Source organism: Streptomyces sp. NPDC020965, assembly GCF_044333555.1.
GTDB lineage: Bacteria > Actinomycetota > Actinomycetes > Streptomycetales > Streptomycetaceae > Streptomyces.
In genome coordinates this window covers 450,831-475,728 of the sequence record NZ_JBIRRE010000008.1, presented here as the reverse complement: position 1 = coordinate 475,728, position 24,898 = coordinate 450,831, and the positions used below count along the sequence as shown (strand labels likewise).

26 protein-coding genes are annotated in these 24,898 nt (G+C 72.7%); 13 read left to right on the top strand and 13 right to left on the bottom strand.

Annotated features, from left to right (window positions below):
• Both ACH4S7_RS25200 and ACH4S7_RS25195 read left to right on the top strand, forming a co-directional pair.
• The coding region (locus ACH4S7_RS25200) for an electron transfer flavoprotein subunit alpha/FixB family protein (protein ID WP_398523534.1) at window positions 1-507 on the top strand (507 nt) is incomplete at its 5' end.
• A gap of 221 nt (window positions 508-728) precedes the next feature.
• On the top strand, window positions 729-2,024 hold the full coding sequence (locus ACH4S7_RS25195) for a DUF6986 family protein (protein ID WP_398523533.1): 1,296 nt from the start codon (window positions 729-731) through the stop codon (window positions 2,022-2,024).
• Between the two features lie 369 nt (window positions 2,025-2,393).
• On the opposite strand, the gene ACH4S7_RS25190 is transcribed toward ACH4S7_RS25195, so the two are convergent.
• Entirely contained in the window at window positions 2,394-3,374 is a 981-nt protein-coding gene (locus ACH4S7_RS25190; RefSeq protein WP_398523556.1) for a LacI family DNA-binding transcriptional regulator, read from the bottom strand.
• A 211-nt stretch (window positions 3,375-3,585) separates the two neighbouring features.
• Here ACH4S7_RS25190 and ACH4S7_RS25185 point away from each other — a divergent pair, with 211 nt between their 5' ends.
• Window positions 3,586-4,551: an ROK family protein gene (locus ACH4S7_RS25185; RefSeq protein ID WP_398523532.1), complete on the top strand. Its 966-nt coding sequence runs from the start codon at window positions 3,586-3,588 to the stop codon at window positions 4,549-4,551.
• A gap of 91 nt (window positions 4,552-4,642) precedes the next feature.
• Here the strand turns inward: ACH4S7_RS25185 and ACH4S7_RS25180 are convergent, their stop codons facing one another.
• Entirely contained in the window at window positions 4,643-4,822 is a 180-nt protein-coding gene (locus tag ACH4S7_RS25180; protein ID WP_398523531.1) for a hypothetical protein, read from the bottom strand.
• Between the two features lie 324 nt (window positions 4,823-5,146).
• On the opposite strand from ACH4S7_RS25180, the gene ACH4S7_RS25175 reads away from it, so the two are divergent.
• Complete coding sequence (locus tag ACH4S7_RS25175; RefSeq protein ID WP_398523530.1) at window positions 5,147-6,214, top strand: NUDIX domain-containing protein; 1,068 nt, start codon at window positions 5,147-5,149, stop codon at window positions 6,212-6,214.
• A gap of 111 nt (window positions 6,215-6,325) precedes the next feature.
• Here the strand turns inward: ACH4S7_RS25175 and ACH4S7_RS25170 are convergent, their stop codons facing one another.
• The gene (locus tag ACH4S7_RS25170) at window positions 6,326-7,681 is read right to left on the bottom strand and encodes a dipeptidase (RefSeq protein ID WP_398523529.1); all 1,356 of its coding nucleotides are present in this window, start codon (window positions 7,679-7,681) and stop codon (window positions 6,326-6,328) included.
• 109 nt (window positions 7,682-7,790) lie between these two features.
• Between ACH4S7_RS25170 and ACH4S7_RS25165 the strand changes: the two genes are divergently transcribed.
• Window positions 7,791-9,101, top strand: coding sequence for a geranylgeranyl reductase family protein (locus ACH4S7_RS25165; RefSeq protein ID WP_398523528.1), 1,311 nt, complete (start codon window positions 7,791-7,793; stop codon window positions 9,099-9,101).
• 264 nt (window positions 9,102-9,365) lie between these two features.
• On the opposite strand, the gene ACH4S7_RS25160 is transcribed toward ACH4S7_RS25165, so the two are convergent.
• Window positions 9,366-9,842: a nitroreductase family deazaflavin-dependent oxidoreductase gene (locus ACH4S7_RS25160; protein ID WP_398523527.1), complete on the bottom strand. Its 477-nt coding sequence runs from the start codon at window positions 9,840-9,842 to the stop codon at window positions 9,366-9,368.
• A 357-nt stretch (window positions 9,843-10,199) separates the two neighbouring features.
• Between ACH4S7_RS25160 and ACH4S7_RS25155 the strand changes: the two genes are divergently transcribed.
• From ACH4S7_RS25155 to ACH4S7_RS25145, 3 genes are all read left to right on the top strand, one after another.
• Complete coding sequence (locus ACH4S7_RS25155; RefSeq protein ID WP_398523526.1) at window positions 10,200-10,892, top strand: TetR/AcrR family transcriptional regulator; 693 nt, start codon at window positions 10,200-10,202, stop codon at window positions 10,890-10,892.
• Between the two features lie 195 nt (window positions 10,893-11,087).
• Window positions 11,088-12,299 carry a sensor histidine kinase gene (locus ACH4S7_RS25150; protein ID WP_398523525.1) on the top strand — a complete coding sequence of 404 codons (1,212 nt, stop codon included), beginning with the start codon at window positions 11,088-11,090 and terminating at the stop codon, window positions 12,297-12,299.
• Window positions 12,296-12,961 (top strand): response regulator, encoded by a 666-nt coding sequence (locus ACH4S7_RS25145; RefSeq protein ID WP_398523524.1) that lies wholly within the window; start codon window positions 12,296-12,298, stop codon window positions 12,959-12,961. Before ACH4S7_RS25150 ends, ACH4S7_RS25145 begins: the two co-directional genes overlap by 4 nt.
• Here the strand turns inward: ACH4S7_RS25145 and ACH4S7_RS25140 are convergent.
• Together ACH4S7_RS25140 and ACH4S7_RS25135 are read right to left on the bottom strand one after the other, a co-directional pair.
• Window positions 12,922-13,197 carry a DUF6332 family protein gene (locus tag ACH4S7_RS25140; RefSeq protein ID WP_398523523.1) on the bottom strand — a complete coding sequence of 92 codons (276 nt, stop codon included), beginning with the start codon at window positions 13,195-13,197 and terminating at the stop codon, window positions 12,922-12,924. The genes ACH4S7_RS25145 and ACH4S7_RS25140 overlap by 40 nt on opposite strands.
• Window positions 13,198-13,289: 92 nt before the next feature.
• Window positions 13,290-14,846 (bottom strand): MFS transporter, encoded by a 1,557-nt coding sequence (locus tag ACH4S7_RS25135; RefSeq protein WP_398523522.1) that lies wholly within the window; start codon window positions 14,844-14,846, stop codon window positions 13,290-13,292.
• Window positions 14,847-14,934: 88 nt separating this feature from the next.
• Between ACH4S7_RS25135 and ACH4S7_RS25130 the strand changes: the two genes are divergently transcribed.
• The gene (locus ACH4S7_RS25130) at window positions 14,935-15,324 is read left to right on the top strand and encodes a MarR family winged helix-turn-helix transcriptional regulator (protein ID WP_398523521.1); all 390 of its coding nucleotides are present in this window, start codon (window positions 14,935-14,937) and stop codon (window positions 15,322-15,324) included.
• A gap of 231 nt (window positions 15,325-15,555) precedes the next feature.
• Here the strand turns inward: ACH4S7_RS25130 and ACH4S7_RS25125 are convergent, their stop codons facing one another.
• Complete coding sequence (locus ACH4S7_RS25125; RefSeq protein ID WP_398523520.1) at window positions 15,556-16,089, bottom strand: GNAT family N-acetyltransferase; 534 nt, start codon at window positions 16,087-16,089, stop codon at window positions 15,556-15,558.
• 261 nt (window positions 16,090-16,350) lie between these two features.
• A complete protein-coding gene (locus tag ACH4S7_RS25120) occupies window positions 16,351-17,583 on the bottom strand; it encodes an MFS transporter (RefSeq protein ID WP_398523519.1) in 1,233 nt (410 codons plus the stop codon).
• A gap of 76 nt (window positions 17,584-17,659) precedes the next feature.
• Between ACH4S7_RS25120 and ACH4S7_RS25115 the strand changes: the two genes are divergently transcribed.
• The 3 genes from ACH4S7_RS25115 to ACH4S7_RS25105 all read left to right on the top strand — a co-directional run bounded on the left by ACH4S7_RS25115 (window position 17,660) and on the right by ACH4S7_RS25105 (window position 20,280).
• The gene (locus ACH4S7_RS25115) at window positions 17,660-18,874 is read left to right on the top strand and encodes an ROK family protein (protein WP_398523518.1); all 1,215 of its coding nucleotides are present in this window, start codon (window positions 17,660-17,662) and stop codon (window positions 18,872-18,874) included.
• Window positions 18,875-18,951: 77 nt separating this feature from the next.
• Window positions 18,952-19,833, top strand: coding sequence for a YhjD/YihY/BrkB family envelope integrity protein (locus ACH4S7_RS25110; RefSeq protein WP_398523517.1), 882 nt, complete (start codon window positions 18,952-18,954; stop codon window positions 19,831-19,833).
• Between the two features lie 132 nt (window positions 19,834-19,965).
• On the top strand, window positions 19,966-20,280 hold the full coding sequence (locus ACH4S7_RS25105; protein ID WP_398523516.1) for an SHOCT domain-containing protein: 315 nt from the start codon (window positions 19,966-19,968) through the stop codon (window positions 20,278-20,280).
• A 93-nt stretch (window positions 20,281-20,373) separates the two neighbouring features.
• Here the strand turns inward: ACH4S7_RS25105 and ACH4S7_RS25100 are convergent, their stop codons facing one another.
• Together ACH4S7_RS25100 and ACH4S7_RS25095 are read right to left on the bottom strand one after the other, a co-directional pair.
• Window positions 20,374-20,907, bottom strand: a complete 534-nt coding sequence (locus tag ACH4S7_RS25100) for an ATP-binding protein (protein WP_398523515.1) — start codon at window positions 20,905-20,907, stop codon at window positions 20,374-20,376.
• A 264-nt stretch (window positions 20,908-21,171) separates the two neighbouring features.
• On the bottom strand, window positions 21,172-21,495 hold the full coding sequence (locus ACH4S7_RS25095) for a hypothetical protein (RefSeq protein WP_398523514.1): 324 nt from the start codon (window positions 21,493-21,495) through the stop codon (window positions 21,172-21,174).
• A 202-nt stretch (window positions 21,496-21,697) separates the two neighbouring features.
• Here ACH4S7_RS25095 and ACH4S7_RS25090 point away from each other — a divergent pair, with 202 nt between their 5' ends.
• Entirely contained in the window at window positions 21,698-22,831 is a 1,134-nt protein-coding gene (locus tag ACH4S7_RS25090; protein ID WP_398523555.1) for a PLP-dependent cysteine synthase family protein, read from the top strand.
• A gap of 64 nt (window positions 22,832-22,895) precedes the next feature.
• Here ACH4S7_RS25090 and ACH4S7_RS25085 read toward each other — a convergent pair whose 3' ends face one another.
• The 3 genes from ACH4S7_RS25085 to ACH4S7_RS25075 all read right to left on the bottom strand — a co-directional run bounded on the left by ACH4S7_RS25085 (window position 22,896) and on the right by ACH4S7_RS25075 (window position 24,880).
• Window positions 22,896-23,378, bottom strand: coding sequence for an SRPBCC family protein (locus tag ACH4S7_RS25085; protein WP_398523513.1), 483 nt, complete (start codon window positions 23,376-23,378; stop codon window positions 22,896-22,898).
• A 153-nt stretch (window positions 23,379-23,531) separates the two neighbouring features.
• On the bottom strand, window positions 23,532-24,041 hold the full coding sequence (locus ACH4S7_RS25080; RefSeq protein ID WP_398523512.1) for an SRPBCC family protein: 510 nt from the start codon (window positions 24,039-24,041) through the stop codon (window positions 23,532-23,534).
• A gap of 5 nt (window positions 24,042-24,046) precedes the next feature.
• Window positions 24,047-24,880: a DeoR/GlpR family DNA-binding transcription regulator gene (locus ACH4S7_RS25075; protein WP_398523554.1), complete on the bottom strand. Its 834-nt coding sequence runs from the start codon at window positions 24,878-24,880 to the stop codon at window positions 24,047-24,049.
• Window positions 24,881-24,898: the final 18 nt, after the last annotated feature.

Genomic DNA, 24,898 nt, shown 5'->3' with positions numbered 1-24,898 from the left:
CCGAACGCCGCGCCGGTGGAGGCCGCGCCCGCCGCCGGTGTGGTGGAGGTCCTGCCCGTCGTCTTCGGTGACACCGCGCGGGGGACCCGGGTGGTGGCCCGGACCCCGCGGGCGGCCAGTGGGCGTCCGGAGCTGACCGAGGCCGCGATCGTGGTCTCCGGAGGTCGGGGGGTCAACGGCGCGGACAACTTCCGTCTCATCGAGGACCTCGCCGACTCCCTCGGCGCGGCCGTGGGTGCCTCCCGGGCCGCGGTCGACGCCGGCTGGTACCCGCACTCCCACCAGGTCGGCCAGACGGGTAAGTCGGTCTCGCCGCAGTTGTACATCGCCTCCGGGATCTCCGGCGCCATCCAGCACCGCGCGGGTATGCAGACCTCCAAGACCATCGTCGCCATCAACAAGGACGCCGAGGCCCCCATCTTCGACCTCGCCGACTACGGCGTCGTCGGCGACCTCTTCACCGTCGTCCCCCAACTCACCGAAGAGATCACCACCCGCAAGAACTGACACCCACCACCCCGGCAAGGGGCCGCACGGTCACGCGCCGCGCGGCCCCCGCCCCCAGTGACCCGTCCGTCCCCACTGACCGTCCCCATCGACCGTCCCATTGACGCGGACGACGGCCCTCGTTAGCTTCACCGCACGGATTGTTCATTCCGGTGTGCGGAAAGCGTTCGCGGCGGTTCCGCGGTGCGTTCGCGCGTTCGCGGACTGCGGGAGGGGGCGCGGTGACGGTTCGGCGGGAGAGGGTGGCCACGAGCCTCGGCGGGGCGGTCGGCGAGCGGATCGACGCCGATCTCGCCCCGGTCGACGCCGATCTGGCCCGCCGCTACCCCGGCGATCCCGGCACCCGCCAGCCCGTGCACACCGTCTACGTGCCGGGTGATGTCTTCGCCGCCGACACCATCCGCTCCTGGGGAGACCAGGCGCTCGCCGCGCTCGACGAACACGCCCCGGACGCCGCCTCGTTCGCCGCCGTACTCGGGCTCCCCGACGGCCTCGCCGAGCCGGTCCACACCCGCGTACGGGCGAAGCTGGAGCGCGAGCCCGTGGACGACCTCCGCGTCGACTTCGAGGACGGTTACGGCGGACGTGCCGACGCGGACGAGGACGCCGACGCGGCCCGTGCCGCCCGGCTGATCTCGGCGGCGTACGCGAACGGCACGGCGGCCCCGTACATGGGCATCCGGACGAAGTGTCTGGAGGCCGCCGTGCGGGACCGGGCCATCCGCACCCTCGACATCTTCCTCACCGGACTCATGACGGCCGGGGGACTGCCCGACGGGCTCGTACTCACCCTCCCCAAGGTGACCTACCCCGAGCAGGTCACCGCCTTCGTCCGGCTGCTGGAAGCCTTCGAGGAGATCCACGGCCCCACTGTCGGCCGCATCGGATTCGAGATCCAGATCGAGACCAGCCAGGCCGTCATCGCCGCCGACGGCACCGCCGCCGTCGCCCGGATGATCGGCGCGGCCGAGGGGCGGGCCACCGGACTGCACTACGGCACCTTCGACTACAGCGCCTGCCTCGGCGTCAGCGCGGCCTACCAGGCCAGTGACCACCCCGCCGCCGACCACGCCAAGGCCGTCATGCAGGTCGCGGCGGCCGGCACCGGCGTACGGGTGTCCGACGGCTCCACCAATGTCCTGCCCGTCGGTCCCACGGCTCAGGTCCACGACGCCTGGCGGCTGCACTACGCTCTCACCCGCCGGGGGCTCGCCCGCGCCTTCTACCAGGGCTGGGACATGCACCCGGGACATCTTCCGACCCGGTACGCCGCCGTGTTCGCCTTCTACCGGGAGGGCTTCGAGACGGCGGCGGCCCGCCTCGCCGCGTACGTCGCGCGGGTGGGCGGCGAGGTGATGGACGAGCCCGCCACGGCCAAGGCGCTCAGCGCCTTTCTGCTGCGGGGCATCGACTGCGGGGCCCTGGACACGGCCGAGGTCTCCCGGCACACCGGCCTCACCCGGACGGACCTCGACGGTTTCGCCACGCCGAGACGGCTCCGGGCGCCGGTCCGCTAGGCCCTGCCCGGACGACTCGTCGGGCCCGCGGGCGATGGCTACGGCACGTCCCCCAGGCCCGTGGGGCGGGCGTTCCACGCTCGGCCTTGCGGACCGGGGGAGACTCCCACGCTGTGTTGCCGGAGTCATCGGAACCATCGGGGGATGTTCCGTACGGAGACGACCTCCCCTGGCTTTCGCCGTGCGAGACCCATGCCTCCGCCCGTGCGGGCCCGGGCGGACCCCGCGCATCCGACGCCGCGGGCTGATCCGCGCAGACCACCCGGACAGGAGCTGGCCCGATCCCCCGCCCCGGGGGGCACGCTCACGTCAGCCGGCACGCCCGCGCCCCGACCGGCCACGGGATCAACTGCCGCTGTGCCCGCGGCGCTACGCCGGTGGCCGGATCTCGCCCGAGCCGCGGGGGATCAGGACCGTCTCCAGGGTCACCCGCGCGGGCGCGTCGTCCGCGCCGTCGAGGCGGCGGAAGAGTCGCTCGGCCGCGGTCCGGCCCAGCGTCGCCGCGTCCTGGGCGATCACCGTGATGCCCAGCAGGTCGGCGAGTTCGATGTCGTCGAAGCCGACCAGGGCGACCGGGTGGTGGTGCTCGGCCAGCACCCGTACCGCCGTGACCGTCACCCGGTTGTTGCCCGTGAGGAGGGCCGTGACCGGCTCCGGGCCCGACAGCATCCCGGCGACGGCCGGGCGCACCCGGTCCGGCCCGGTGGGGCCCAGGGAGACCCAGGGGTCGGCGACCTCCAGTCCGGCGTCGGCCATGGCCGCGCGGTAGCCGCGCAGCCGCTCGACGGCGGTGTGGATCCGGGGCAGGTCGCCGATGAAGCCGATCCGGCGGTGGCCGTGCGCGATCAGATGGGCCACTCCCGCGCGGGCGCCGCCGAAGCTGTCGGAGAGCACGGCGTCCGCGTCGATCCGGCCGGCCGGTCGGTCCACGAACACCGTCGCTATGCCCGCCTTGATCTCCGGTTCCAGATAGCGGTGGTCATGGCCGGCCGGAATCACGATCAGTCCGTCCACCCGCCGGGCGCAGAGCGCCAGCGCCAACTCCTGCTCGCGGTCCGGGTCCTCGGCGCTCGAACCGTTGATGAGCAGCGCGCCGTGCGCGCGGGCGACCTCCTCCACCGCGCGGCTCAGCGGGCCGTAGAACGGGTCGGCGAGGTCTTCGAGCACCAGCCCGACGGAGGCGGTGCGCCCCTTGCGGAGCACCCGCGCGCTGTCATTGCGGCGGAAACCGAGGGATTCGATGGCCTCCCGCACCCGGCGCTCGGTGTCCGGGGTGACGCCCGACTCGCTGTTGACCACGCGCGAAACCGTCTTGAGACCGACTCCGGCGCGGGCCGCGACGTCCTTCATGGTGGGCCGGTTGCCGTAGCGGGGCTCCGGGCCTCGGGGGCGTTCGGCGGACTGCGGGAATCGATCGTTATCGGCCACAGTGGGTAGTCCTGTCGTCGTACGGTGTAAGCAAAGGCGTAGCGTCGAGCATAGGGCCTGGACAACGTTGTCAGGGGGGTGGAGACTGTTCCCGAATCCGCAGGTCCGACCAGCTCCCGGGGGTCTTACGCCCATGCAGAACGACCTCGTTGCCGCGCTGGACGTCGGCGGTACCAAGATCGCTGGTGCGCTGGTGGACGACACCGGCCGCGTCCTGCTGCGGACCCGGCGCGCCACCCCCGCGCGGGAGGGCGCCGAGACGCTCATGGGCGTGGTCGAGACCGTCATCGCCGAGCTGGCCGCCGCACCCGGCTGGGCCCGGGTGGCGGCCGTCGGCATCGGCAGCGCGGGGCCCGTCGACGCGTCGACGGGCACGGTGAGCCCGGTCAATGTGCCCGGGTGGCGTGATTTCCCCCTGGTGTCGAGGGTGCGCCGGGTGACCGGCGGTCTGCCCGTCGAACTGGTCGGCGACGGTGTGGCGATGACGGCGGCCGAGCACTGGCGGGGCGCGGCCCGGGGCTATGACAACGCCCTGTGCATGGTCGTCTCGACCGGGGTCGGCGGCGGCCTCGTCCTCGGTGGTGAACTGCACGCCGGACCCACCGGCAACGCCGGTCATATCGGGCACATCAGCGTCGACCTGGACGGCGACCGCTGTCCCTGCGGCGGGCGCGGCTGCGTGGAGCGGATCGCCAGCGGCCCGAACATTGCACGCCGCGCGCTGGCGCACGGCTGGCGACCCGGCCCGGACGGTGACGAATCCGCCGCCGCGGTGGCCCAATCGGCCCGTGCCGGGCATCCGGTTGCCATCGCCTCCTTCGAACGCGCCGCCCAGGCGCTGGCGGCCGGGATCGCCGCGACCGCCAGCCTGGTCGAGATCGAGATAGCCGTCGTCGGTGGGGGAGTGGCGGGCGCCGGAGACGTCCTCTTCGTACCGCTGAGGCGCGCCCTGCGGGAGTACGCGACCCTCTCCTTCGTGCGCCGCCTCGCCGTGGCCCCCGCCCTGATGGGGCCGGACGCCGGACTGATCGGCGCGGCTGCGGCGGCCTCGCGCGGGCGGCGGGGCGAGACGGCGTCCGTGGTCGGCGGCGGGTCCTGAGCCCGCCCCCGGCGGCCGGCGCGGGGCGGCCGGTCCCGAGCGTGCCCCCCGGCGGCCGGCGCGCCGACAGCCGGCTCCGTGCACCTCCGGCTCAGACGGCGGTGTCCGGGCTGTTGTGCTGTCGTACGACCACGAGGAACGCGTCCGACTCCAGATCCATCACCACCTCCGCCGCCAGTCCCTCGTCCCGGCGCGCCCGCGCGAACTCCTCGGCGGGCCAGCTTCCGCGCGGCCCCCCGGCCGGGAACCGCTCCAGTACCGTACGGCGCATCCCGTACCCCCTCCGGTCTCGTGCGGCCCCGACGACGTCCTACCGCCGGGGGGCGCCGCGTCCTCTCCGTACCGACCCCGTACCGACCTCGTACCGGCCGGGGGACGCTTCCGTACGGTGAGACGCTCGACGGGCCGGTACGGTGCCGCGATCGCGCCCGTGGTCCGGACACGCCCCGGTACCTCCTCCGATTCCCCCCGCGGGTTTCCATGGCAGGGTGTTCCGGGCAATCCACTGTGGGCTAGGCAGTGTCTGTGAAGGAGCGTCGTCCGCCCGGCAGGCAGACGGGACTTCGGAGACACGACCGAGGGAAGAGGGGGAACCGTGATCGTCTGGATCAACGGTGCGTTCGGAGCGGGCAAGACCACCACCGCGCAAGAACTGATCGATCTGATCCCGAACAGCACACTGTACGACCCCGAACTCATCGGAGACGGGCTGCCTCTCCTGCTGCCGCCCAAACGGCTCGCCGAGGTGAGCGACTTCCAGGAGTTGCCGATCTGGCGGCGGCTGGTGGTGGACACGGCGGCGGCCATGCTGGCGGAGCTGGGCGGGGTGTTGGTGGTGCCGATGACACTGCTGAACCAGGAGTACCGGGACGAGATCTTCGGGGGTCTCGCCGCCCGCAGGATCCCGGTACGGCAGGTGCTGCTGCGACCGGATGAAACGATCCTGCGCGCCCGGATCACGAGGCGTGCCGAGCTGGAGGCCGAGGCCGGTGACCCCGGTGGCGGTGCCGATGCCCCGCGCGCCCAGTGGTGTTACCACCATATAGAGCCCTATCTCGCCGCACTGGAGTGGATCACCGACGACGCGCTGGTCATCGACACCAGCCAACTGGACGCCGGGGAGACGGCCCAGCGGATCGCCGAAGCGGTACGCACGGGAGAGGCCGCGGTCTCCGAGATCGTGCAGACCCCGGAGCCGACCGCGGAGACCGTCGCGGCCGGTGTGCTCCTCTTCGACGAGGACGACCGGGTCCTGCTGGTCGACCCCACCTATAAACCGGGTTGGGAATTCCCCGGAGGGGTCGTGGAGCGCGGCGAGGCGCCCGCGCGCGCCGGCATGCGGGAGGTCGCCGAGGAACTGGGCATCGAACTCGACCGCGTGCCCCCGCTCCTCGTCGTCGACTGGGAGCCGCCGAAGCCACCGGGGTACGGCGGACTGCGGCTGCTCTTCGACGGCGGCCGGCTGGACGGTGACGCCGCAGCCCGGGTGCTGCTGCCCGGCGCTGAACTGCGCTGCTGGCGGTTTGTCGACGAGGAGGAGGCCCGGCGACTGCTGCCACCGCTGCGGTACGAACGGCTGCGCTGGGCCCTGCGTGCCCGGGAGCGGGGCAGCGCGATCTACCTAGAGGCGGGAGTCCCGCTCCCGCACGGCGATCGTCCGTGAGCTGACGGGGTCCCGGGCCGCACGGGCCGGCCGGGCGACGATCGGCCGGGGCCCGCGACCGGCCGGGGCGCCGGAGGTGTCGCCCCTGGAGCGGGGGCGACACCGGTGTGCTCAGCCCGCGGCGTAGTTGCGCAGGAACAGCGCCTCGGTGACGGAGAGCCGCTCCAGCTCCTCCGGCGAGACGGACTCGTTCACCGCGTGGATCTGCGCCTTCGGCTCGCTCAGACCGATCAGGAGGATCTCCGCCTCCGGGTACAGCGTCGCCAGCGTGTTGCAGAGCGGGATCGAGCCGCCCATACCGGACGTCTGCATCTCCTCACCCGGATAGGCCACCCGCATCGCGTCCGCCATGGCCGCGTACGCCGGGCTGGTCACATCCGCCCGGAACGGCTGGCCCTGGCCCGCCTGCTCCACCGACACCCGGGCGCCCCACGGAGTGTGCGCCTCCAGATGTGCGATCAGCAGCCGGGTCGCCGCCGCCGCGTCCTCGCCCGGCGGCACCCGCAGGCTGATCAGCGCCCCCGCGCCCGCCTGCACCGACGGGGTCGCGCCGACCACGGGCGGGGCGTCGATGCCCAGCACGGTCACCGCGGGCCGCGCCCAGATCCGGTCGGAGACCGAACCCGTGCCGATCAGCTCCACCCCGTCGAGCACCTTGGCGTCCTGCCGGAAGTCGGCCTCCGGGTACTGCAGGCCCTGCCAGCTCTGGTCCGCGTCCAGACCGTCCACCGTCGTGGCGCCGTCGTCCGAGCGCAGCGAGTCCAGCACCCGGATCAGCGCGGCCAGCGCGTCCGGGGCGGCCCCGCCGAACTGCCCCGAGTGCAGATTGCCTTCGAGGGTGTCGATCCGTACCCGTACGAGCGTCATCCCGCGCAGCGTCGCCGTCACCGTCGGCAGCCCCTCGCGGAAGTTCCCGGAGTCGCCGATGACCATGGCGTCCGCGGCGAGCAGTGCGGGGTTGGCCTCGGCGTACCGCTCCAGACCGCCGGTGCCCTGCTCCTCGGAGCCCTCCACGATCACCTTCACGCCCACCGGCACCCCGCCGTTCGCCTTGAGGGCGCGCAGGGCCAGCAGATGCATGATGAAGCCGCCCTTGCAGTCGGCCGCCCCCCGGCCGTACCAACGGCCGTCGCGGTCGGTCAGCTCGAAGGGCGGCGAGTCCCAGGCGTCCAGGCCGAGCGGGGGCTGCACGTCGTAGTGCGCGTACAGCAGCACGGTCGGCGCACCGGCCGGTCCCGGCAAATGGCCGTACACGGACTGTGTACCGTCCGGCGTGTCGAGAACGGCGACATCCGTGAACCCTTCGGCCCGCAAGGTGTCGGCGCACCAGCGCGCGGCGGCCTCGCACTCGCTCTTCGGGTACTGGGCCGGATCCGCCACCGAGGCGAAACTCACCAGCTCGGCCAGCTCCGCCTTGGCGCGCGGCAGCAGCGAGGCGATGGTTTCGGCGATCGGATCGGCGGACATGGGCACGCTCCTCGTGGGTGCGACGTTGTGCGAAGTGTGTACGGCGAATGCGTGGTCGATCCTCCCACAGCGATGCGAGACGACCGCGCCGTAGGATGCCGTCGAGAGCATGGGGCACGCGTCGGATCGGGAGCAGAAGCACATCGTGAGCAGCGAGAACGGCGGCACCGGGGCAGAGTCGGAAGCATGGGAGCACGACGACCCCGTATGGGACGTCGTCGTGGTCGGAGCGGGGCCGGCAGGGGCCTCGGCGGCGTATGCGGCGGCGGTGGCGGGCCGTCAGGTGCTGCTGCTGGAGAAGGCCGAACTGCCGCGCTACAAGACCTGTGGCGGAGGGATCATCGGCCCGTCGCGGGACAGCCTGCCGCCCGGCTTCGAGCTGCCGCTGCGTGATCGGGTGCACGCCGTGACGTTCTCGTTGAACGGCAGGCTGACCCGTACGCGCCGCTCCAAGAAGACGCTCTTCGGGCTGATCAACCGCCCCGAGTTCGATGCCGGACTCGTCGAGTACGCGCAGAAGGCGGGCGCCACCCTGCGCACCGGAGTCACCGTCTCCCGGGTCGAGCAGCACGGGGCCGCCGTCCCGGACCGGCGCACCGTCGCCGTGGTGACGTCGGACGGCGAGACCGTGCTCGCGCGGGCGGTCATCGGCGCCGACGGCAGTGCCAGCCGGATAGGAGCCCATGTCGGGGTGAAGCTCGACCAGGTGGACCTCGGTCTGGAGGCCGAGATCCCGGTGCCGGATTCGGTGGCGGAGGACTGGGCGGGCCGGGTGCTCATCGACTGGGGTCCGCTGCCGGGGAGTTACGGCTGGGTGTTCCCCAAGGGCAAGACCTTGACGGTCGGGGTCATCTCCCGGCGCGGCGAGGGCACGGCCACCAAGCGCTATCTGGAGGACTTCATCGCCCGGCTCGGACTGGCCGGCTTCGAACCCGCCATCTCCTCCGGGCATCTGACCCGCTGCCGCAGCGACGACTCCCCGCTGTCCCGCGGCCGGGTCCTGGTCTGCGGCGACGCGGCCGGACTTCTGGAGCCCTGGACCCGCGAGGGCATCTCCTTCGCGCTCCGCTCGGGCCGGCTCGCGGGGGAGTGGGCCGTCCGGATCTCCGAGGCGCACGACGCGGTGGACGCCCGCCGCCAGGCGCTGAACTACGCCTTCGCCATCAAGGCGGGGCTGGGCGTGGAGATGGGGGTCGGCCGGCGTCTCCTCGGCATCTTCGAGCGCCGCCCGGGGCTGATCCACGCGGCGATCACCGGTCTGCGGCCGGCCTGGCGGGTGTTCGCGGACATCACCCGGGGGTCGACGACGCTGGCGGGCCTCGTCCGTACGAGCGCGGTGGCGCGCCGGACGCTGGAGACGCTGGACCGCCGGGCGCGGAGCCAGGAGCGGAGCCGGCCGCAGGAGGCGTCCGCGAAGTAGCGCCGGGGCACATCGCGGACCGGGCGGGGGCGCTGCCGGCATCCCCGCGCCGGTCCTCCCGGGCTCGTGACCGGTGGCCCTGTCGTCTCCACTGTGGTGGCGGGGGCACCGGGCATGGCCTCGGACGGGCGGGGCGTCGGGGGCTCGGCACCTCTCGTCCTGCGTACGGGTCACGCCCTCGTACGGCGGGGAGATCCCGGTCGGGCCCCGTTCCCCCGGAAGCCGGCCCGAGCGGAGCGCGATCCGGTGCCCGGGGCGGTCGGTTCAGTCGCTGACGGTGATCCGGAAGACCGGGTGCCGGGGTGCGGCGGCGAGCAGCTCGGCGTCCGTGGACCGGGCGTTCACCCCCTCGAAGAAGCGCCCGACCTCCCAGCCCCAGCGCTCCAGGTACTCGCGCAGCAGGGCCGGCTTCTCGTCGTCGGTCAGTTCGACGGCGGTGAACCGCTGGACCTTCCGGCCGAGCTTGAGCTGTCCGCCACCGGCCGCGCGCAGATTGCGCACCCACTGGGAGTGGCCGCGGGCGGAGACCAGATAGGGGCCGCCCTCGTAGGGGAGCGGATTGACGGGGATGCTGCGCCACTCACCGCTGGTACGGCCGCGCACGGAGAGTTCGGCGGTGCCCAGGAGGCTCACGCCGTGCCGGGCGAGCCGACCGACGACGCTGTTCAGGATGCTGTCGAAGCGGCTGGGCCGGATGTAGTGGGTGGTGGACACGGCGGACGTGCTGGACGTGGTGGACATGCTGGGCTCCCTCGATCGTGTCCCCGACGGGATACTGCTCGCTCCGAGAGCACTGCTCTCGTTCGCCTCCAGTGTGCGTCGGGCGGAACACAAAAGCAAGAGCAGTGCTCTTGTTTCGGATTGCTGCTCACGCCAGCCCGTCCAAGCCGAGATCTTGGCACCGGTGTCGGCCTCGCCGCCCCGAGCCCCTGACTCCGTCGTTGACCGCGCCGCCGCAGGCCCCCGGCACCGTCGCCGACCTCGTCCTTCCGGACCCGGCACCCCTCGTGGCGCGCTGCTCCGGGGCCCCCGGTACCGGCCGTGGCCGCGAAGCGAGCGCACCGCACCCCTGATCCACCCCGTGAAAGACTCCCCGGCATGAGCAACATCCGTGGGGCCAGGGCGCGGGCCCGTATCGAAGTCACCGCAGCCATCAAGGACGAGGCCCGGCGACAGCTCGCCGCCGAGGGTGCCGCGAAGCTCTCCCTCCGTGCCGTCGCCCGCGAGCTGGGCATGGTCTCCTCCGCCCTCTACCGCTACTTCCCCAGCCGCGACGACCTGCTGACCGCGTTGATCGTCGACGCCTACGACACCGTCGGCTCCGCCGCCGAGGGCGCGCTCGCCCCCGCCCCCGACCCGCGCGACCACGTCGCCCGCTGGGTCGCGCTCTGTGAGGCCATCCGGGAATGGGCGCTCGCCCACCCTCATGAGTACGCCCTGATCTACGGGTCCCCGGTCCCCGGCTACACCGCCCCGAGGGACACCGTCGGCCCCGCGGCCCGCGTCGGCACCGCACTGATCTCCATCGCCCGAGACGCCCGGGACGCCGGCCGACTCACACCCCCGCCGCTCGCCGATGAGCTGCGCCCCGAGGCGCTGCGGCTCACCGCGGAGTTCGCCCCCGGGATGCCCCCCGCCTCCGTCGTGGCACTGGTGGCCGCCTGGTCCCAGCTCTTCGGGCTGATCTCGTTCGAGGTCTTCGGCCAGTTCCACCGCGTGGTCGAGGAACGGGACGCCTTCTTCCGGCAGTCCGTCACCCGGCTCGCGCACGGGGTCGGCCTCGGCCACTGAGCGATCGGCCCCTCGGCCCGCGATGTACTGCCTGGCCCGCGGCGTACTGCGTGGCCCGTGGCGCACTGCCTGGCCCGCGATGTATTGCCTGGCCCGTGGCGTACTGCGTGGCCCGCGGCGTACTGCGTGGGGAGTACGGCGGAAGCCATCGTCCGGCTGACGCCCGCAGCCCGGCTCCCGTCTAGCGTGGCCGGTATGAACGCCCCGTACTCCCGAGACTGCGGCCCGCCCCCCTGGGCCGGGAGCGGCGGCGCACCGTCCCCCCGGCCACGGCGGGTGCCCTGGCTCTCCACCCTGCTGGTCGCCGTGCTGGTCCTGGCGGGGTCGGGGTTCGCGGCGAAGGGCCAGCCCGACCGGGAACGGCTCGACGCCTACGCGCTGGCACTGCTGTTGCTGGGCACGGCGCTGCTGTTGGCCCGTAACCGGTGGCCGGTCGCCTCTCTCGTCGGAACCGTCGCGACGGCCCTGGTCTACCTCGGCGCGGGTTATCCGTACGGCCCGGTCTGCACCCCCACCGCCGTCGCCGCGTTCACCGTCGTCGTCGCTGGGGGGTTGCGCGCCGCCCTATGGATCGGCGGCGGATTCCTCGCCGGCCATGCGCTGATCGGGCACTGGCTCTACCAGTATCTGCCGCCGACGGGGGACCCGGGCGTCCCCTGGGGGCGGGAGGTGGTCTTCGCCGCCTGGGTGGCGGCGGTCCTCACGGCGTCGGAGCTGGTACGGGTCCGGCGGGAGGCATGGGCCCGGGAACGGCTGGAACGGGCGGCGGCGGCGAAGCGCCGCGCGGACCAGGAGCGGTTGCGGATCGCCCGCGAACTCCATGACGTACTGGCGCACTCGATCTCCGTCATCAACGTCCAGGCGGGTGTCGGACTCGCGCTGCTCGACAGCGACCCCGAGCAGGCCCGTACCGCGCTCACCACCATCAAGGCGGCGAGCAAGGAGGCGTTGGGCGAGGTGCGCCAGGTGCTGGACAGCCTGCGGACGCCGGGAGACGCGCCGCGCTCGCCCGCCCCCGGCCTCGACCGGCTGCCGGAACTGGTCGAGCAGGCGGCCGGCGCCGGTCTGAACGTCACCGTCGAGACGGTGGGTGTGCGCCGCCCGCTGCCGCCGGGCACCGATCTCGCGGCCTTCCGCATCGTGCAGGAGGGCCTCACCAACGTCGTACGGCACTCCGGCTCGCGGGTGGCGCGGGTACGGATCGGGTACGAGGCGGGCCGCGTCGTCCTCCGCGTCGACGACGACGGCCCGGCCACCGGCTCCGACGCGGGCGGCAGCGGCAACGGTCTCGCCGGAATGCGGGAGCGGGCCGCCGCGCTGGGTGGCACCATCGATGCGAGCCACCGGGACGACGGCGGTTTCCGGGTCCGGGCCGACCTTCCCGCGCCAGTCAAGGAGACCGTGTGATCCGCGTTCTGCTCGCCGACGACCAACTGCTGGTGAGGGCGGGATTCCGGGCCCTGCTCGACGCCCAGCGGGACATCGAGGTGGCCGGGGAGGCCGCCGATGGCGCCGAGGCGGTGCGGCTGGTGCGCGAACTGCGTCCTGACGTCGTGCTGATGGACATCCGGATGCCGGTGCTCGACGGTCTCGCCGCCACCCGGGGCATCACCGGAGATGAGCGGCTGCGCGAGGTGCGGGTGGTCATGCTGACCACCTTCGAACTCGATGAGTACGTCTTCGAGGCGATCCGCTCCGGGGCCTCCGGCTTCCTGGTGAAGGACACCGAGCCCGACGAACTGCTCCGTGCGGTACGGGCGGTGGTCGCCGGGGACGCCCTGCTGTCGCCGGGGGTGACCCGCAGGCTGATCGGCGAGTTCGCGGCGCGTTCCAAGACGCCCATGGACGCCGGGCGGCTCGCGGAACTGACCGAGCGGGAGCGCGAGGTGATGGCCCTGGTCGGGATCGGGCTGTCGAACGGCGAGATCGCCCGCCGGCTGGTGGTCAGCCCGCTGACCGCCAAGACCCATGTGAGCCGCACGATGGTGAAGCTCGGCGCGCGGGACCGGGCGCAGCTCGTGGTGCTGGCCTATGAGTCGGGGCTGGTGCGGCCCGGCTGGCTGGGCTGATCGGCCGGGGACGGGAACCGCCACAGCACGGTGACGACCCGGATCACGAAGATGATGACGGCCGCCGCGCCACCGGCGAGGAGCAGCCCCCGCTCGACGGCGTACGGCATGGTGAACATCAGCTTCGGCCCGGCGATCGTCCCGAACGCCAGCGCCGCGACGAAGGCCGCGCTGAGCAGCGCGTAGCCGATCTCGACGGTGATCGCGTCCCGGTCTCGCTGGTTACGTCGGGTCATGTTCGAAGTGTCACAGGGTGCCGGTCGGCAGGGCAAGCGCTCCCCGCCAACCGGCACCCCCACTCGTCGCGGGTGGACCGGCACCCCGCTGATCAGTCGCGGACCGGTATCCGCTCGACCTCGGTGGCGGGCTCCGCCGTATCGGATCCCGGGCCTGATCCCGGCACTGTGCTGGGTGTGGGCGTAGGCGTGGGCGCGACTCCTGGCAGTGCGGCGGCCACCACGACGCTGCCCCGGTCGCGCCGGGTACGCAGCCCGGTCAGAGCGACGAGAAGGCCGGCCGCCCCGATCACGGTCACCGCCACCAGCCCCGGCCGGTAACTGTCCAGCACCTCCTGCGGTGTGCCGCCCCCGTGCCCGCCACCCGCGGCGACGACCGCGGTCACGATGGCGAGGAAGACCGCGCCACCGACCTGGACCGAGGTGTTGAGCAGGCCGGAGACCATGCCCTGCTCATGGTCGTCGACGCCGTTGGTGGCCTGGATGTTGAGCGAGGGGAAGGCGAGCGCGAACGCGCCACCGACCAGGACCATCGACGGCAGGATCGCGACGGCGTAGGTCGGCGAGAGGTCGATGCCCAGGAAGAGTGCGTATCCGGCCACCTGGAGGGCGAAGCCGATGGCGATCAGCCGGGGCGTGCCGAAGCGGTCCACGACCGAACCGATCCGCGTCGAGGAGAGCGCCACCAGCGCGCCGGCCGGCAGGAAGGCCAGTGCGGTCGTCAGGGCCGACCAGCCGAGCAGCGACTGCATGTACTGGGTGACGAGGAACTGGAACCCGATGTACGAGCCGAAGAGCATGGCCGCGCCGAGATTGGCCCGGACCTGGCTGCCGGAGCGCAGGATGCCCAGCCGGATCAACGGGTGTGGACTGCGGAGCTCAACGGTGACGAAGACGGTGAGCAGGACGGCGGCGGCGAGGAAGGAGAGGAGCGTACGGGCCGAGGCCCAGCCCACCTGTTCCGCCTGGACGACGGTGAAGACGAGCAGCAGCATCGAGGCGGTGCCGGTGACGGCGCCGGGGAGGTCGTAGCCCTTTCCGGCGTCCTCCCGGGCGCTGCGCGGGATCATCTTGATACCGGCGATCAGCGCGAGCACCGCGATGGGGGCGGGCAGCAGCATCGTCAGTCGCCAACTGACCTCGGTGAGCAGACCGGAGAGGACCAGGCCCATGGAGAAGCCGGTGGCGGCGCAGGCGGTGTAGATGGAGAGCGCGCGATTGCGCTGGGGGCCCTCCTTGAAGGTCGTGGTGATGATCGAGAGCCCGGCGGGGGCGGTGAACGCGGCGCTCAACCCCTTGATGAAGCGGCTGGCGATCAGCAGCGGACCGGAGTCGACGAGCCCGCCCAGCAGGGAGGCGACGGCGAAGACGGCGAGCGCGATCAGGAAGACCCGGCGCCGGCCGAGCAGATCGGCGGCCCGGCCACCGAGCAGCAGCAGACCGCCGTAGCCGAGGATGTAGCCGCTGACGATCCATTGCAGGGTCGAGGTGGACAGATCGAGATCGGTGGCGATCGAGGGCAGCGCGACGCCGACCATCGAGACGTCGAGAGCGTCGAGGAACATCGCGGCGCAGAGCACGAGCAGCGTGCCCCACAGTCGGGGGCTCCAATGCTCGCGCGCCACAGGGGCGTTGGGCGGAGAGGTCATGCGGAGCACACTTACATGCACGTACATTCAATGCAAGTGCATGTAATGCGTGCGCAACAAATGCCGAAGCCTCTGCTACCGTGCGGTCATGGCGGTGAAGAAGCCCGAGCGGGTACTCGTGGACGAGTGGCGGGACGTTCTCTCGCTGCACGCCCGCACGATGTGCGAACTCGACCGTGAGCTGCACCGGCACGGCCTCGGCGCCAGTGACTTCGAGGTGCTCGACCTGCTCGCGGAGCACACGTCGTCCGTGCGGGTGCAGGAGTTGGCGGGCCGGGTCCACCTCAGTCAGAGCGCGCTGTCCCGGCTGATCGCGCGACTGGAGAAGGACGGGTTGGTCGACCGGGTGATGTGCCCCGACGACCGGCGCGGGGTCAAGGTCGGGCTCACCGACGAGGGCCGTGCCCGCCACGCGGAAGTGCTGCCGTTGCAGCGCGCGGTGCTCTCCCGGATGCTCTCGGACGCCCCGTCCGACTGAACTGCCTGGCTGGACTGCCCGATTGAACTGCCTGGCTGAGCTGTCCGACCGGACCGAGGGGGCTGACCGGGCGCGCGGCGGCCGGACGCGGCCATGGCTGTTCGCCGCCGATGCGCACGGCGCGGGTTCCGGCTCCGGTCCATGGCGATGTGCACGGCGCGGGTTCCGGCTCCGGTCCAAATGGCGCCGGCCGGTTCGATCGGGGGGTTGGCTCCGGGGTCCCCAGCCGGTTCAGCCGTGGTATTCGGTGAGGTCGATCGAGTGCACGCTGAGCGCGAAGCCGTGCACCGGGTGGGTCGTCTCGTACTCCGATGTCATGCCCAGCTTGCGCACCACGTTCTCGGAGGCGTCGTTGGCCATCCGGTTGATGCTCACGACCCGGTCGAGACCGCGGTCCTGGAGTGCGAACTCCAGCGTGGCGTGGGCTGCCTCGGACGCGTACCCCTGGCCCCAGAACTGGCGGCCGAGCAGCCAGCGGATCTCCACGGCGGGCAGCACGGCGGGCAGGAAATCGGGCACCGACAGACCCGCGAAACCGGCCAGCTCGCCGGAGGCCAGCAGTTCGATCGCGAAGAGGCCGAAGCCCTCCTCGTCCCACTCCTCCTCCCAGCGCTCGACGGCCTCCGCCGTCTGCTCCAGGTCGAGGACCGAACCGTCGTCCATCCAGCGCATGACCTCCGGGTCCGCGGTGATCTCCGCCAGTGGGAGGAGATCGTCGTCGTGCCAGCGGCGCAGGATGAGTCGGGGGGTGCGGATTTCGGTCATGACCCCATCTTGCCGAAGCCGGGTGCCCGGACGTTAATCGAGCGCGGATCCGGACGCCCTTCGCAGGTCGTACGGGGTGGGGGCCGGTCGGCGGGGGGTGTACGGGGTGGCGCGGGTCGTACGGAGTGGGCGCGGGGCGAACGGTCGGCGGGGGCTGGGGGCTGGGGGCTGGCGGCCGGGGGCCGGGGCGCGGGTCGGCAGCCGCGGTCGGCCGTGCCCATCGGCCTGTACCCATCGGCCCACGCCGGCCGGGGCGGGCCGTCAGGCCCGGTGGGCCTCCTCGGCCGGAGCCGTCGCGTTCCGTGCCGCGTACGCGATGACCGCCGCCGCCGCGGCGAGCGCCGCCACCGTCGTCAGTGCCACCGGCAGCGAGAACCAGTCGGCCAGGAAGCCGATCGCGGGAGGCCCCAGCAGCATCCCGCTGTACCCCAGGGTCGAGGTCGCCGCGACCCCGGTGGGCCCGGCGAGCGCACCCGCCCTGGCCACCGCCACCGGGAAGATGTTGGCGAGCCCCAGCCCCGCCACACCGAAGCCGAGCAGCACCAGTCCGATCGACGGCGCGAGCGCGCCGAGCAGCATTCCGAACGCCGCCGTCATGCCGCCCATGGCGAGCGTGCGCGTCTGGCCGAGCCGCTCCAGGAGGAAGGTGCCGGAGAGCCGGCCCGCGGTCATCGCCAGGGCGAAGAGCGCGTAGCCGAGGGCCGCGACACCGGGCCGGGCGCCGAGATCCTCCTCCAGGTGGAGCGCGCCCCAGTCGGCCATCGCGCCCTCCCCGTACGCGGTGCAGAGCGCGATCACCCCGCAGAGCAGCACGAGATTGCGGGTGCGGCCCGTCAGTCGGCGGGATGTCCCGCTCTTTTCGGCCACCGCGCCGGTCGGGGGCCGGTGGCGCAGCAGGGCGGGGCCCGCGGCGGCCGTCACGATCAGCCCGACACCGGTGAGCAGCAGGAGGTGGGTGGTGGGGGAGAGGCCGCCGGCGAGCAGTGCGCCCAGTCCCGCGCCGACCATTCCGCCGAGGCTGAAGGCGCCGTGCAGGGTGGGCATCACCGGCCGCCCCAGCGCGGCGATCAGATCGACCGCCGCGCTGTTCAGGGAGACGCTCATCGCCCCGTAGGCGGCCCCGAAGACCAGCAGGACCAGGCCGAGGGCGAGCGCCGATCCGGTGAGCGGCGGCAGGGCGATGCTCAGCGACAGCAGGACGGCCGCGGCGATGGCGACCGGGACGCTGCCGTAGCGGCGGCAGAGCCGGCCGGTGAGCGTCATCGTCACCACACCGCCCGCCGATATGCCGAGCAGCGCGAGCCCCAGGGCGCTCGCGGACGCTCCGGTCTGTTCCTTGATCGCGGGGATACGGACCACCCAGCCGGCGAAGAGGAAGCCGTCGAGGGCGAAGAACACGGTGAGGGCGGTGCGGAGGCGCGACAAGGGAGAGGTGGCGGTGTTCCCGCGAGGGCCCCCCGGGACGGCCGTCCGTATTTTGTTCAGTTTCGGCACAAAGGCAGACTAGGGGCAGGGGCACGATCCGGACAAGGCGGCGGAAGAACTCCCGGATCATGGGAGACTCGCCTCCATGAACGGCAAGGTGACGAGCACCAGAACAAAGCTGGAACGGGGCCGGAGCGCACTCGGCCCCGCGCTGGAACTGGTGCATACGGGCCGTGCGCCCACCCGCGCCGTGCTCACCTCCGAACTCGGCGTCACCCGCGCCACCGCGGGCGCCGTCGCCGCCGAACTGGAGGCGCTCGGTCTCATCCGGGTCGACTCCCGGCCCACCGCGGCAGCCGGTTCCCAGGGCAGGCCCTCCCACCGACTCGCCCTGGACGACAGGGGCCCCGTCGTCCTCGCCGCCCAGATCCACCCCGACGGATTCCGGGCCGCGCTCGTCGGGCTCGGCGGCCGGACCGTCGCCACCGCGCCCGGCTGTGTCACCGTCTCCGCCGACCCCGCCCAGGTGCTCGGCGCCGTGGTCGAGGTCGGGGCGGCGCTGCTCCGCGCGAGCGGACGCCGGTGCGTGGGCGCGGGTCTCGCCGTACCGTCCGCGGTCGCCGAACCGGAGGGCACCGCCCTCAACCCGCTGCACCTCGCCTGGCCGGCCGGGTCCCCCGTACGGGAGATCTTCGCCGAGCGGGTGCGGGCGGCCGGGATCACCGGCCCCGCCTTCACCGGGAACGACGTCAATCTCACCGCGCTCGCGGAACACCGGCACGGCGCCGGCCGCGGCGCCCAGCACCTCCTCTGCGTCGCCACCGGTCACCGAGGCGTCGGCGGCGCGCTCGTCATCGACGGCCGGCTGCACAGCGGCAGTTCCGGACTGGCGCTCGAAGTCGGCCATCTCACCGTCAACCCCGAAGGCCGCGCCTGCCACTGCGGCAGCCGTGGCTGCCTCGACGTCGAGACCGATCCGCTCGCCTTCCTCACCGCGGCCCACCGCGACCCCGGCCCCGAGGTCTCCCTGCTCCAGCAGGCCCGGGAACTACTCCGCACCGAGTACGCCGCCCCCGCGGTCAGACGGGCCGGCGAGGAACTCATCGACCGCCTCGGCCTCGGGCTCGCCGGCCTCGTCAACATCCTCAACCCCGACCGCATCATCCTCGGCGGGCTGCACCGCGAACTCCTCGCCGCCGACCCCGAGCGGCTGCGCGCCGTCGTGGCCGATCGGAGCCTGTGGGGGCGGAGCGGCGGGGTGCCGATCCTGGCCTGCGCGCTGGACCACAACAGCCTGGTGGGGGCCGCTGAGCTGGCCTGGCAGCCGGTGCTCGACGATCCCCTCACCGCGCTGGCCTGACGGTCCGGGGGCCGGGAGCCACCCGTCCGGGGGCATGCCGGACGCCTCGCGGGCCGGGAACGGGTAGGCGATCACCCATGACCCCTGAGCCCCCGGGCGCGGAGTCCCACCCGCCCCGGCCGACGCGCCTGTACCGCAGGATCGCCTCCTCACCTATCGGTCTCGGCTGGAACCGCGGCCGGGAGATGGAGCTGCTGCACCGCGCCATGGGGTTCGCCGCGCTCGGCTTCCTCACCCTCGTCCCGCTGCTCGTCGTCGTCGCGGCGGCCGATCCGGCCAGCGGCCAGGGCTTCGCCCGCTGGCTGGGCCAGGCGCTCGGTGTCTCCGAGTCCTCCCAGGAGGAGGTCGAGCAGCTCTTCGGGATGCCGGGAACCGCGCTCCAGCGCACCACGGCCTTCGGTCTCGCCGCGCTGGCCGTCTTCGGACTGACCTTCGGATCCGCCGTCCAGACCGGCTACGAGAAGGTCTGGGACCTGCCGACGGCCCGCTGGCACACCCTGTGGCGCCATGTCATCTGGCTGGCCCTGCTCATGCTCGCGCTGCTGATCTTCGTCAACACCCCGGTGCCGTCCGGCTCCGTCCCCGGTGTCATCGGCGCCGCGCTGGCCGATCTGGTCGGCACCTGCGCCTTCTTCTGGTTCTCCCAGTGGCTGCTGCTCGGTGGCCGGGTCCGCTGGGGCGCCCTGCTGCCCGGCTCCGTGGCGACCGCGCTCGCCCTGCTCGGTCTGCGGGTCTTCTCGCAGTTCGTCTTCTCCCCGCTGATCGCCTCCAACGCGGTGACCTACGGACCGTTCGGGACCGTGCTGGTCCTCCAGTCCTGGCTCGTCGGCGTCGGCGTGGTCGTCTACGGCGGCGCGCTGGTGGGCCGGCTGTTCCACGAGGAGCGGGTACGGCGACGGTTGGAGCGCGAACTGCTGCCGGACGAACCGCTGGACGAAGACGAAGGGGAGCAGTCGTAGCAGCGCCCGGGTACTCCGCGCGGGGTAGGCGCGAAGCCGCTGAACGTACGACGACGCGGCCCCGGCGCGGCGGGATCCTCGGAAGGCACAGGCGCTGAGGCGCCACCGGCGCCACCGAGGAGACGAACCGATATGAACACCCTGGCGTACGGGGACGGATCCGGCCCCGGTCCGTGGATTCCGCTCTTCCCGCTGATCTGGGCGGCCGTCACCGTCGGCGCCATCGCTCTGTTGCGCCGCACCCGGGGCCGCCGCGGGCGGCACGACGTCCCACGGGCCGGCATACGTCCGGACCATGCCGTCCCGGGTGCGCCCGGCGAGAACTCACCCATCGCCCTGCTCGGCCGCCGGTTCGCCGCGGGCGAGGTCGATGAGGAGGAGTACTGGCGGCGGCTCTCCGTCCTGGAGGAGCGTTTCGGCCGCGTCGGCCAGGGCGATGGCCGCTGACCGAAGGGCCGGTACGGGACCGGGGCGGTGGTCTCCGGCCGGCGCTCTGGTACGGGGCCGGTCTCTGGGCGCCGGGTCGCTGAGGGGCCGGGGTCAGCCGGGGAGGGCCGACCCGGCCGCGCTGGGCTCACGCACCCCGTCGGGGGCTCCGGTGAGCGCCGGACCGGTGTCCGGGGCCGGGGATTCGTGGGCCATGGGGCACGGCGGCAGCGCCGGGGCGGGCGGTGTGGCGAGGGTGAACCAGACGGTCTTTCCCGTCTCGCCCTGGGGCCGTACGCCCCAGGTGTCGCTCACGGCCGCTATCAGTCCGAGCCCGCGCCCGGAGGTGGCGTAGAGGTCGTCGTCGCCGGCTCCGGTGTCCAGGGCGGGCAGCCGCGGATCGTGGTCGCGGACCGAGACCGTGAGCCGGTCGAGCAGCAGCTCGATGTCCACGACGCACATCTTGTCCGGCTGGGCGTGCCGATGAACATTGGTCAGCAACTCCGTGACGCCGAGCGCCGCCGGGTCGATCAGGGGATCGAGATTCCAGTGGCGCAGATGCGCGGAGATGATTCTGCGGACCTGACCGATCCGCGACGGCAGGGCCTGGAGCTCGACGGTGCAGTGCCTGCTTGGCTGGCTGATCACGGCTGCGACTCCCCGAAGTAGGTCCGGAAGAAGACGAAGGTCGGATCCAGCAGTTGGCCATCTGCTGAGTCGTGCGCTCCCCGTGGCGGAGGAAGGAGCTGGATCGCAGCGTCACCGCCGACGCACCCTGAGTGAGGTGAGATCAGCGTGGACCACTCCCCTCGGTCCCGCAACTCGGCGCCGCGGAGGGTCGTGGATCGTGACGGGGCTCTGACGCCGCCCGGTACCCGAGGCATCGGACGGCGCCGCGAAGGGACGGGGTCGTCAGTCTTCGGTGACGCCGGCTCCGTGGACGGCTTTCAGGAAGCGGCCCGCCAATATTTCGCCGTCCGAACGCTGGTCGCGCTGTCCGAGGGTCAGCCGGTACCGCGTGCCGTTCACCGTGAGCGCCGTGCTCGCCTGGTCGGCGAACCACGCCTTGCCGGCCGTGACCGCGCGCACCGGAGCGCTGTCGATCACTTTTCCGTAGCTGGTGAGCAACTCCAGCTTGCCGTCCTTGATCAGCACTTGACCGGCCTTGGTGAGCGAGCGGGGCCACCGCTCGATCCGTACGCCCGTGGCCCGGAATTCGGGCTCAGCCATCGTCATCGGCCCTCCGCCCCCTTTCGTCACGTCGCTTCTGGCAGTCTGCACAACTACGGGCGTGCGCACCAGTACGTGTGGACAATGCCCCACACTTCGACCCGCCCAAGTGACTCCTATGGATCCCCAAAGTGAACGTTTGTGCAGGTGGGGTGCTTACTGTGGCGGATGGGAAGTGGTGAGTCGAACACTGCGAGGGATGGCGGACATGGGTACCGATGAGCAGCGTGTGACGGGCGGGGCCATGGCGACGGTCGATGTCGACCACAGCGATCAGGACTATCGGTCCTGGCTGAAAGAGGCCGTCCGCAAGGTCCAGGCGGACGCCAACCGTTCGGCCGACACCCATTTGCTGCGCTTCCCACTGCCGGAGCAGTGGGGGATCGACCTCTATCTGAAGGACGAGTCCACCCATCCGACCGGCAGCCTGAAGCACCGGCTGGCCAGGTCGCTCTTCCTCTACGGGCTCTGCAACGGCTGGATCCGCCCCGGCAAACCCGTCATCGAGGCGTCCAGTGGGTCCACCGCCGTCTCCGAGGCGTACTTCGCCAAGCTGATCGGCGTCCCGTTCGTCGCGGTGATGCCCCGCACCACCAGTCCCGAGAAGATCCGGCTGATCGAATTCCACGGCGGCAGCAGCCACTTCGTCGACGACGCGCGGAAGCTGTACGAGGAGTCGGCCGCGCTCGCGGAACGCACCGGCGGTCACTACATGGACCAGTTCACCTACGCCGAGCGGGCCACCGACTGGCGGGGCAACAACAACATCGCCGAATCGATCTACCAGCAGCTCAGGCTGGAGCGCTACCCCGAGCCCGCCTGGATCGTCGCGACGGCCGGCACCGGAGGCACCTCCGCGACCGTCGGACGGTATGTGCGGTACATGCAGTACGACACCCGGATCTGTGTGCCCGACCCGGAGAACTCCTGTTTCTTCGACGGCTGGACCCAGGGCGATCCCACGGCCGTCGGTGAGCGCGGCTCCCGGATCGAGGGCATCGGACGGCCGCGGATGGAGCCCAGCTTCGTACCGGGCGCCATCGACCGGATGATGAAGGTCCCCGACGCGGCGAGCGTCGCGGCCGTCCGGGCGCTCGACACGGCCATCGGACGGAAGGCGGGCGGCTCCACCGGCACCGGGCTGTGGAGCGCGCTGAAGATCGTCGCGGAGATGGTGGCGGCCGGGCGACGGGGGAGCGTGGTCACCCTGATCTGCGACCCGGGTGACCGGTACCTCGACAAGTACTACTCCGACGACTGGCTGGCCGAACAGGGCCTGGACATCGCGCCGTACGCGGCGGAGCTGGAGCGCTTCCTGGCGACGGGCCTCTGGCCGGAGTGACGGCCGGGGGCCACGGGCGGGCGGGGGCTCTGGGATGGGCGGGGGGTTCTGGGGCGGGTGGCCGCTACCGGGCGGTGGACGCGGCCAGTCGCCGGTCCAACTGGCGCACCGAGACCCGGAACGACCTCGCGAGCCCCGGCCTGAGGAGTCGCATCAGCGCGCGGTAGGGCGGGGGCCCGTCCGTCGCGAACGTCCACCGCACCCGGCTGCCGCCCGCCGTCGGGGTGATCCGCCACTCCTCCGCCAGCGCGCGCATCCCGGGCGCGTTGGTGGCGTCCACCCGGTACGCGTAGCGTTCGCCGGGGTCGGTGGCCAGGATCGTCTCGTGGAAGACCACACCGACCCGGAGCCTGACGTCCCGGCCCGCGCCGCCCTGGGTCGGGGTGGCCGCCGTGACCGCGTCGAACCAGTCGGGCCAGCCCGGCACATCCTCGGCGAGGGCCCGGTACACGGCCTCGGGCGAGGCCACCATCCCGGTCGTGAAGACCAGCCGGACCGGCGCGCAGCCGATGAAGTCGAGTTCCACGGGGCGGAGTCGGCGTGCCATGGACCGTACCTCCGTACGAGAGGGGGCGGGGCTGGGCCGTCACCCTAACGAACGCACCGTCAATTGTCCGCACCTCAGGGCCGTTCCACGGCCTTCCGTCCCGGCCGCCCCGGCTGTCGCGCGGGTGCCCGGAAGCCCCCCTCGTCGGCGTCGTCAGCGACTCGGTGTGTCCCCCGTATCGCCCGTACCGCGTGCCTCAGCCGTACCCGCTGTGCCTGCCGCACCGGCGCCGTCCCGCAGCAGTCCGTCCAGCGCGCGGCCGAACACACCCCGGCCCACCCGGGCGACCAGCGGGTCCAGCGCCCTCGGCAGCGGTCGCAGCCGTAGGTCCTCCGCCCACACCACCACCGCGCCGGTGCCCCGCGGGGACACCTCGATCTCCGCCCAGCCCGTGATGACCCGGCCGCGCTTCTCCAGCCGGCAGCGGCCGGGCCTGTCCCGCGCCGGCGGCTCCCACCGGACGACCTCCATCGGATCGTCGAAGCCGACCGGGCCCACGCCGGACCGTACGACGAACACCGTGCCGACCGCCGTCTCCCCGCTCGTCACCGAGGCGAGCCGCGTCAACGGCACCTGGGCGGCGTGGGACCGCCAGTCGGTCACCCGCCGCCAGACCTCGTCGGCGGTCGAGGCGACCTCCCGGGTCAGCCGGAACTCGGCCATCCGGGTCAGCCGCCCTGTCCGGCGGCGTCGGGACCGCCCGCCACCACCAGACCCGGGAGCTGCTCCGCGCTCTCCGCCCGGGCCTCGGCCGACAACCCCTCGTCGGTCACCCAGGTGTCGACCTCGGCGAGCCGGGCGAACGAGCTGAGCCCCACCGTCCCCCACTTGGTGTGGTCGGCGACCACCACCACCCTGCGGGCGGCCCGCACCAGGCGCCGGTTCGTCTCCGCCTCGGCCAGATTCGGCGTCGAGAGCCCCGCCTCCAACGAGATCCCGTGCACCCCGAGGAAGAGCACATCGAAGTGGAGCGTACGGATTGCCTGGTCGGCGACCGGACCCACCAGCGAGTCCGACGGAGTCCGCACCCCTCCGGTGAGGACCACGGTCGCGGCACCCGGCCGGGGCGCGCCCGGCGGCCGTGCCGCGTGGAACACGTCCGCTACCCGGACCGAGTTGGTGACCACCGTCAGGTCCGGCACCTCCAGCAGTTGGTGCGCCAGCGCGTAGGTCGTGGTCCCACCGGAGAGCGCGATGGCGCTGCCCGGCGCCGCCATGCGCGCGGCGGCCCGCGCGATATCGTCCTTGGCGCTCAGTTCAAGCGCCGACTTGGCCTCGAACCCCGGCTCATGCGTACTCGCCTCGACAACCGGCACCGCGCCGCCGTGCACCTTCTCCACGACCCCCTGCCGGGCCAGCGCGTCCAGATCCCGGCGTACCGTCATATCGGAGACATGGAGTCTGCGGGTCAGTTCGTTGACCCGTACTCCGCCGCGCCTGCGCACCTCGTCGAGGATCAGTGCGCGCCGCTGCTCCGCGAGCAGGTTCTGGTTGTCGGTCACCGCCGGGGCCGGTCCTTC

Coding starts and splice junctions, on each gene's coding strand:
- ACH4S7_RS25130 (WP_398523521.1), top strand. CDS start 14,935: ATGGCGGTGAAGAAGCCCGAGCGGGTACTCGTGGACGAGTGGCGGGAC.
- ACH4S7_RS25180 (WP_398523531.1), bottom strand. CDS start 4,822: ATGCGCCGTACGGTACTGGAGCGGTTCCCGGCCGGGGGGCCGCGCGGA.
- ACH4S7_RS25115 (WP_398523518.1), top strand. CDS start 17,660: ATGAACGGCAAGGTGACGAGCACCAGAACAAAGCTGGAACGGGGCCGG.
- ACH4S7_RS25110 (WP_398523517.1), top strand. CDS start 18,952: ATGACCCCTGAGCCCCCGGGCGCGGAGTCCCACCCGCCCCGGCCGACG.
- ACH4S7_RS25165 (WP_398523528.1), top strand. CDS start 7,791: ATGGGGCACGCGTCGGATCGGGAGCAGAAGCACATCGTGAGCAGCGAG.
- ACH4S7_RS25160 (WP_398523527.1), bottom strand. CDS start 9,842: ATGTCCACCACGTCCAGCACGTCCGCCGTGTCCACCACCCACTACATC.
- ACH4S7_RS25105 (WP_398523516.1), top strand. CDS start 19,966: ATGAACACCCTGGCGTACGGGGACGGATCCGGCCCCGGTCCGTGGATT.
- ACH4S7_RS25190 (WP_398523556.1), bottom strand. CDS start 3,374: ATGAAGGACGTCGCGGCCCGCGCCGGAGTCGGTCTCAAGACGGTTTCG.
- ACH4S7_RS25170 (WP_398523529.1), bottom strand. CDS start 7,681: ATGTCCGCCGATCCGATCGCCGAAACCATCGCCTCGCTGCTGCCGCGC.
- ACH4S7_RS25185 (WP_398523532.1), top strand. CDS start 3,586: ATGCAGAACGACCTCGTTGCCGCGCTGGACGTCGGCGGTACCAAGATC.
- ACH4S7_RS25140 (WP_398523523.1), bottom strand. CDS start 13,197: ATGACCCGACGTAACCAGCGAGACCGGGACGCGATCACCGTCGAGATC.
- ACH4S7_RS25080 (WP_398523512.1), bottom strand. CDS start 24,041: ATGGCCGAGTTCCGGCTGACCCGGGAGGTCGCCTCGACCGCCGACGAG.
- ACH4S7_RS25135 (WP_398523522.1), bottom strand. CDS start 14,846: ATGACCTCTCCGCCCAACGCCCCTGTGGCGCGCGAGCATTGGAGCCCC.
- ACH4S7_RS25090 (WP_398523555.1), top strand. CDS start 21,698: ATGGGTACCGATGAGCAGCGTGTGACGGGCGGGGCCATGGCGACGGTC.
- ACH4S7_RS25125 (WP_398523520.1), bottom strand. CDS start 16,089: ATGACCGAAATCCGCACCCCCCGACTCATCCTGCGCCGCTGGCACGAC.
- ACH4S7_RS25095 (WP_398523514.1), bottom strand. CDS start 21,495: ATGACGATGGCTGAGCCCGAATTCCGGGCCACGGGCGTACGGATCGAG.
- ACH4S7_RS25155 (WP_398523526.1), top strand. CDS start 10,200: ATGAGCAACATCCGTGGGGCCAGGGCGCGGGCCCGTATCGAAGTCACC.
- ACH4S7_RS25085 (WP_398523513.1), bottom strand. CDS start 23,378: ATGGCACGCCGACTCCGCCCCGTGGAACTCGACTTCATCGGCTGCGCG.
- ACH4S7_RS25150 (WP_398523525.1), top strand. CDS start 11,088: ATGAACGCCCCGTACTCCCGAGACTGCGGCCCGCCCCCCTGGGCCGGG.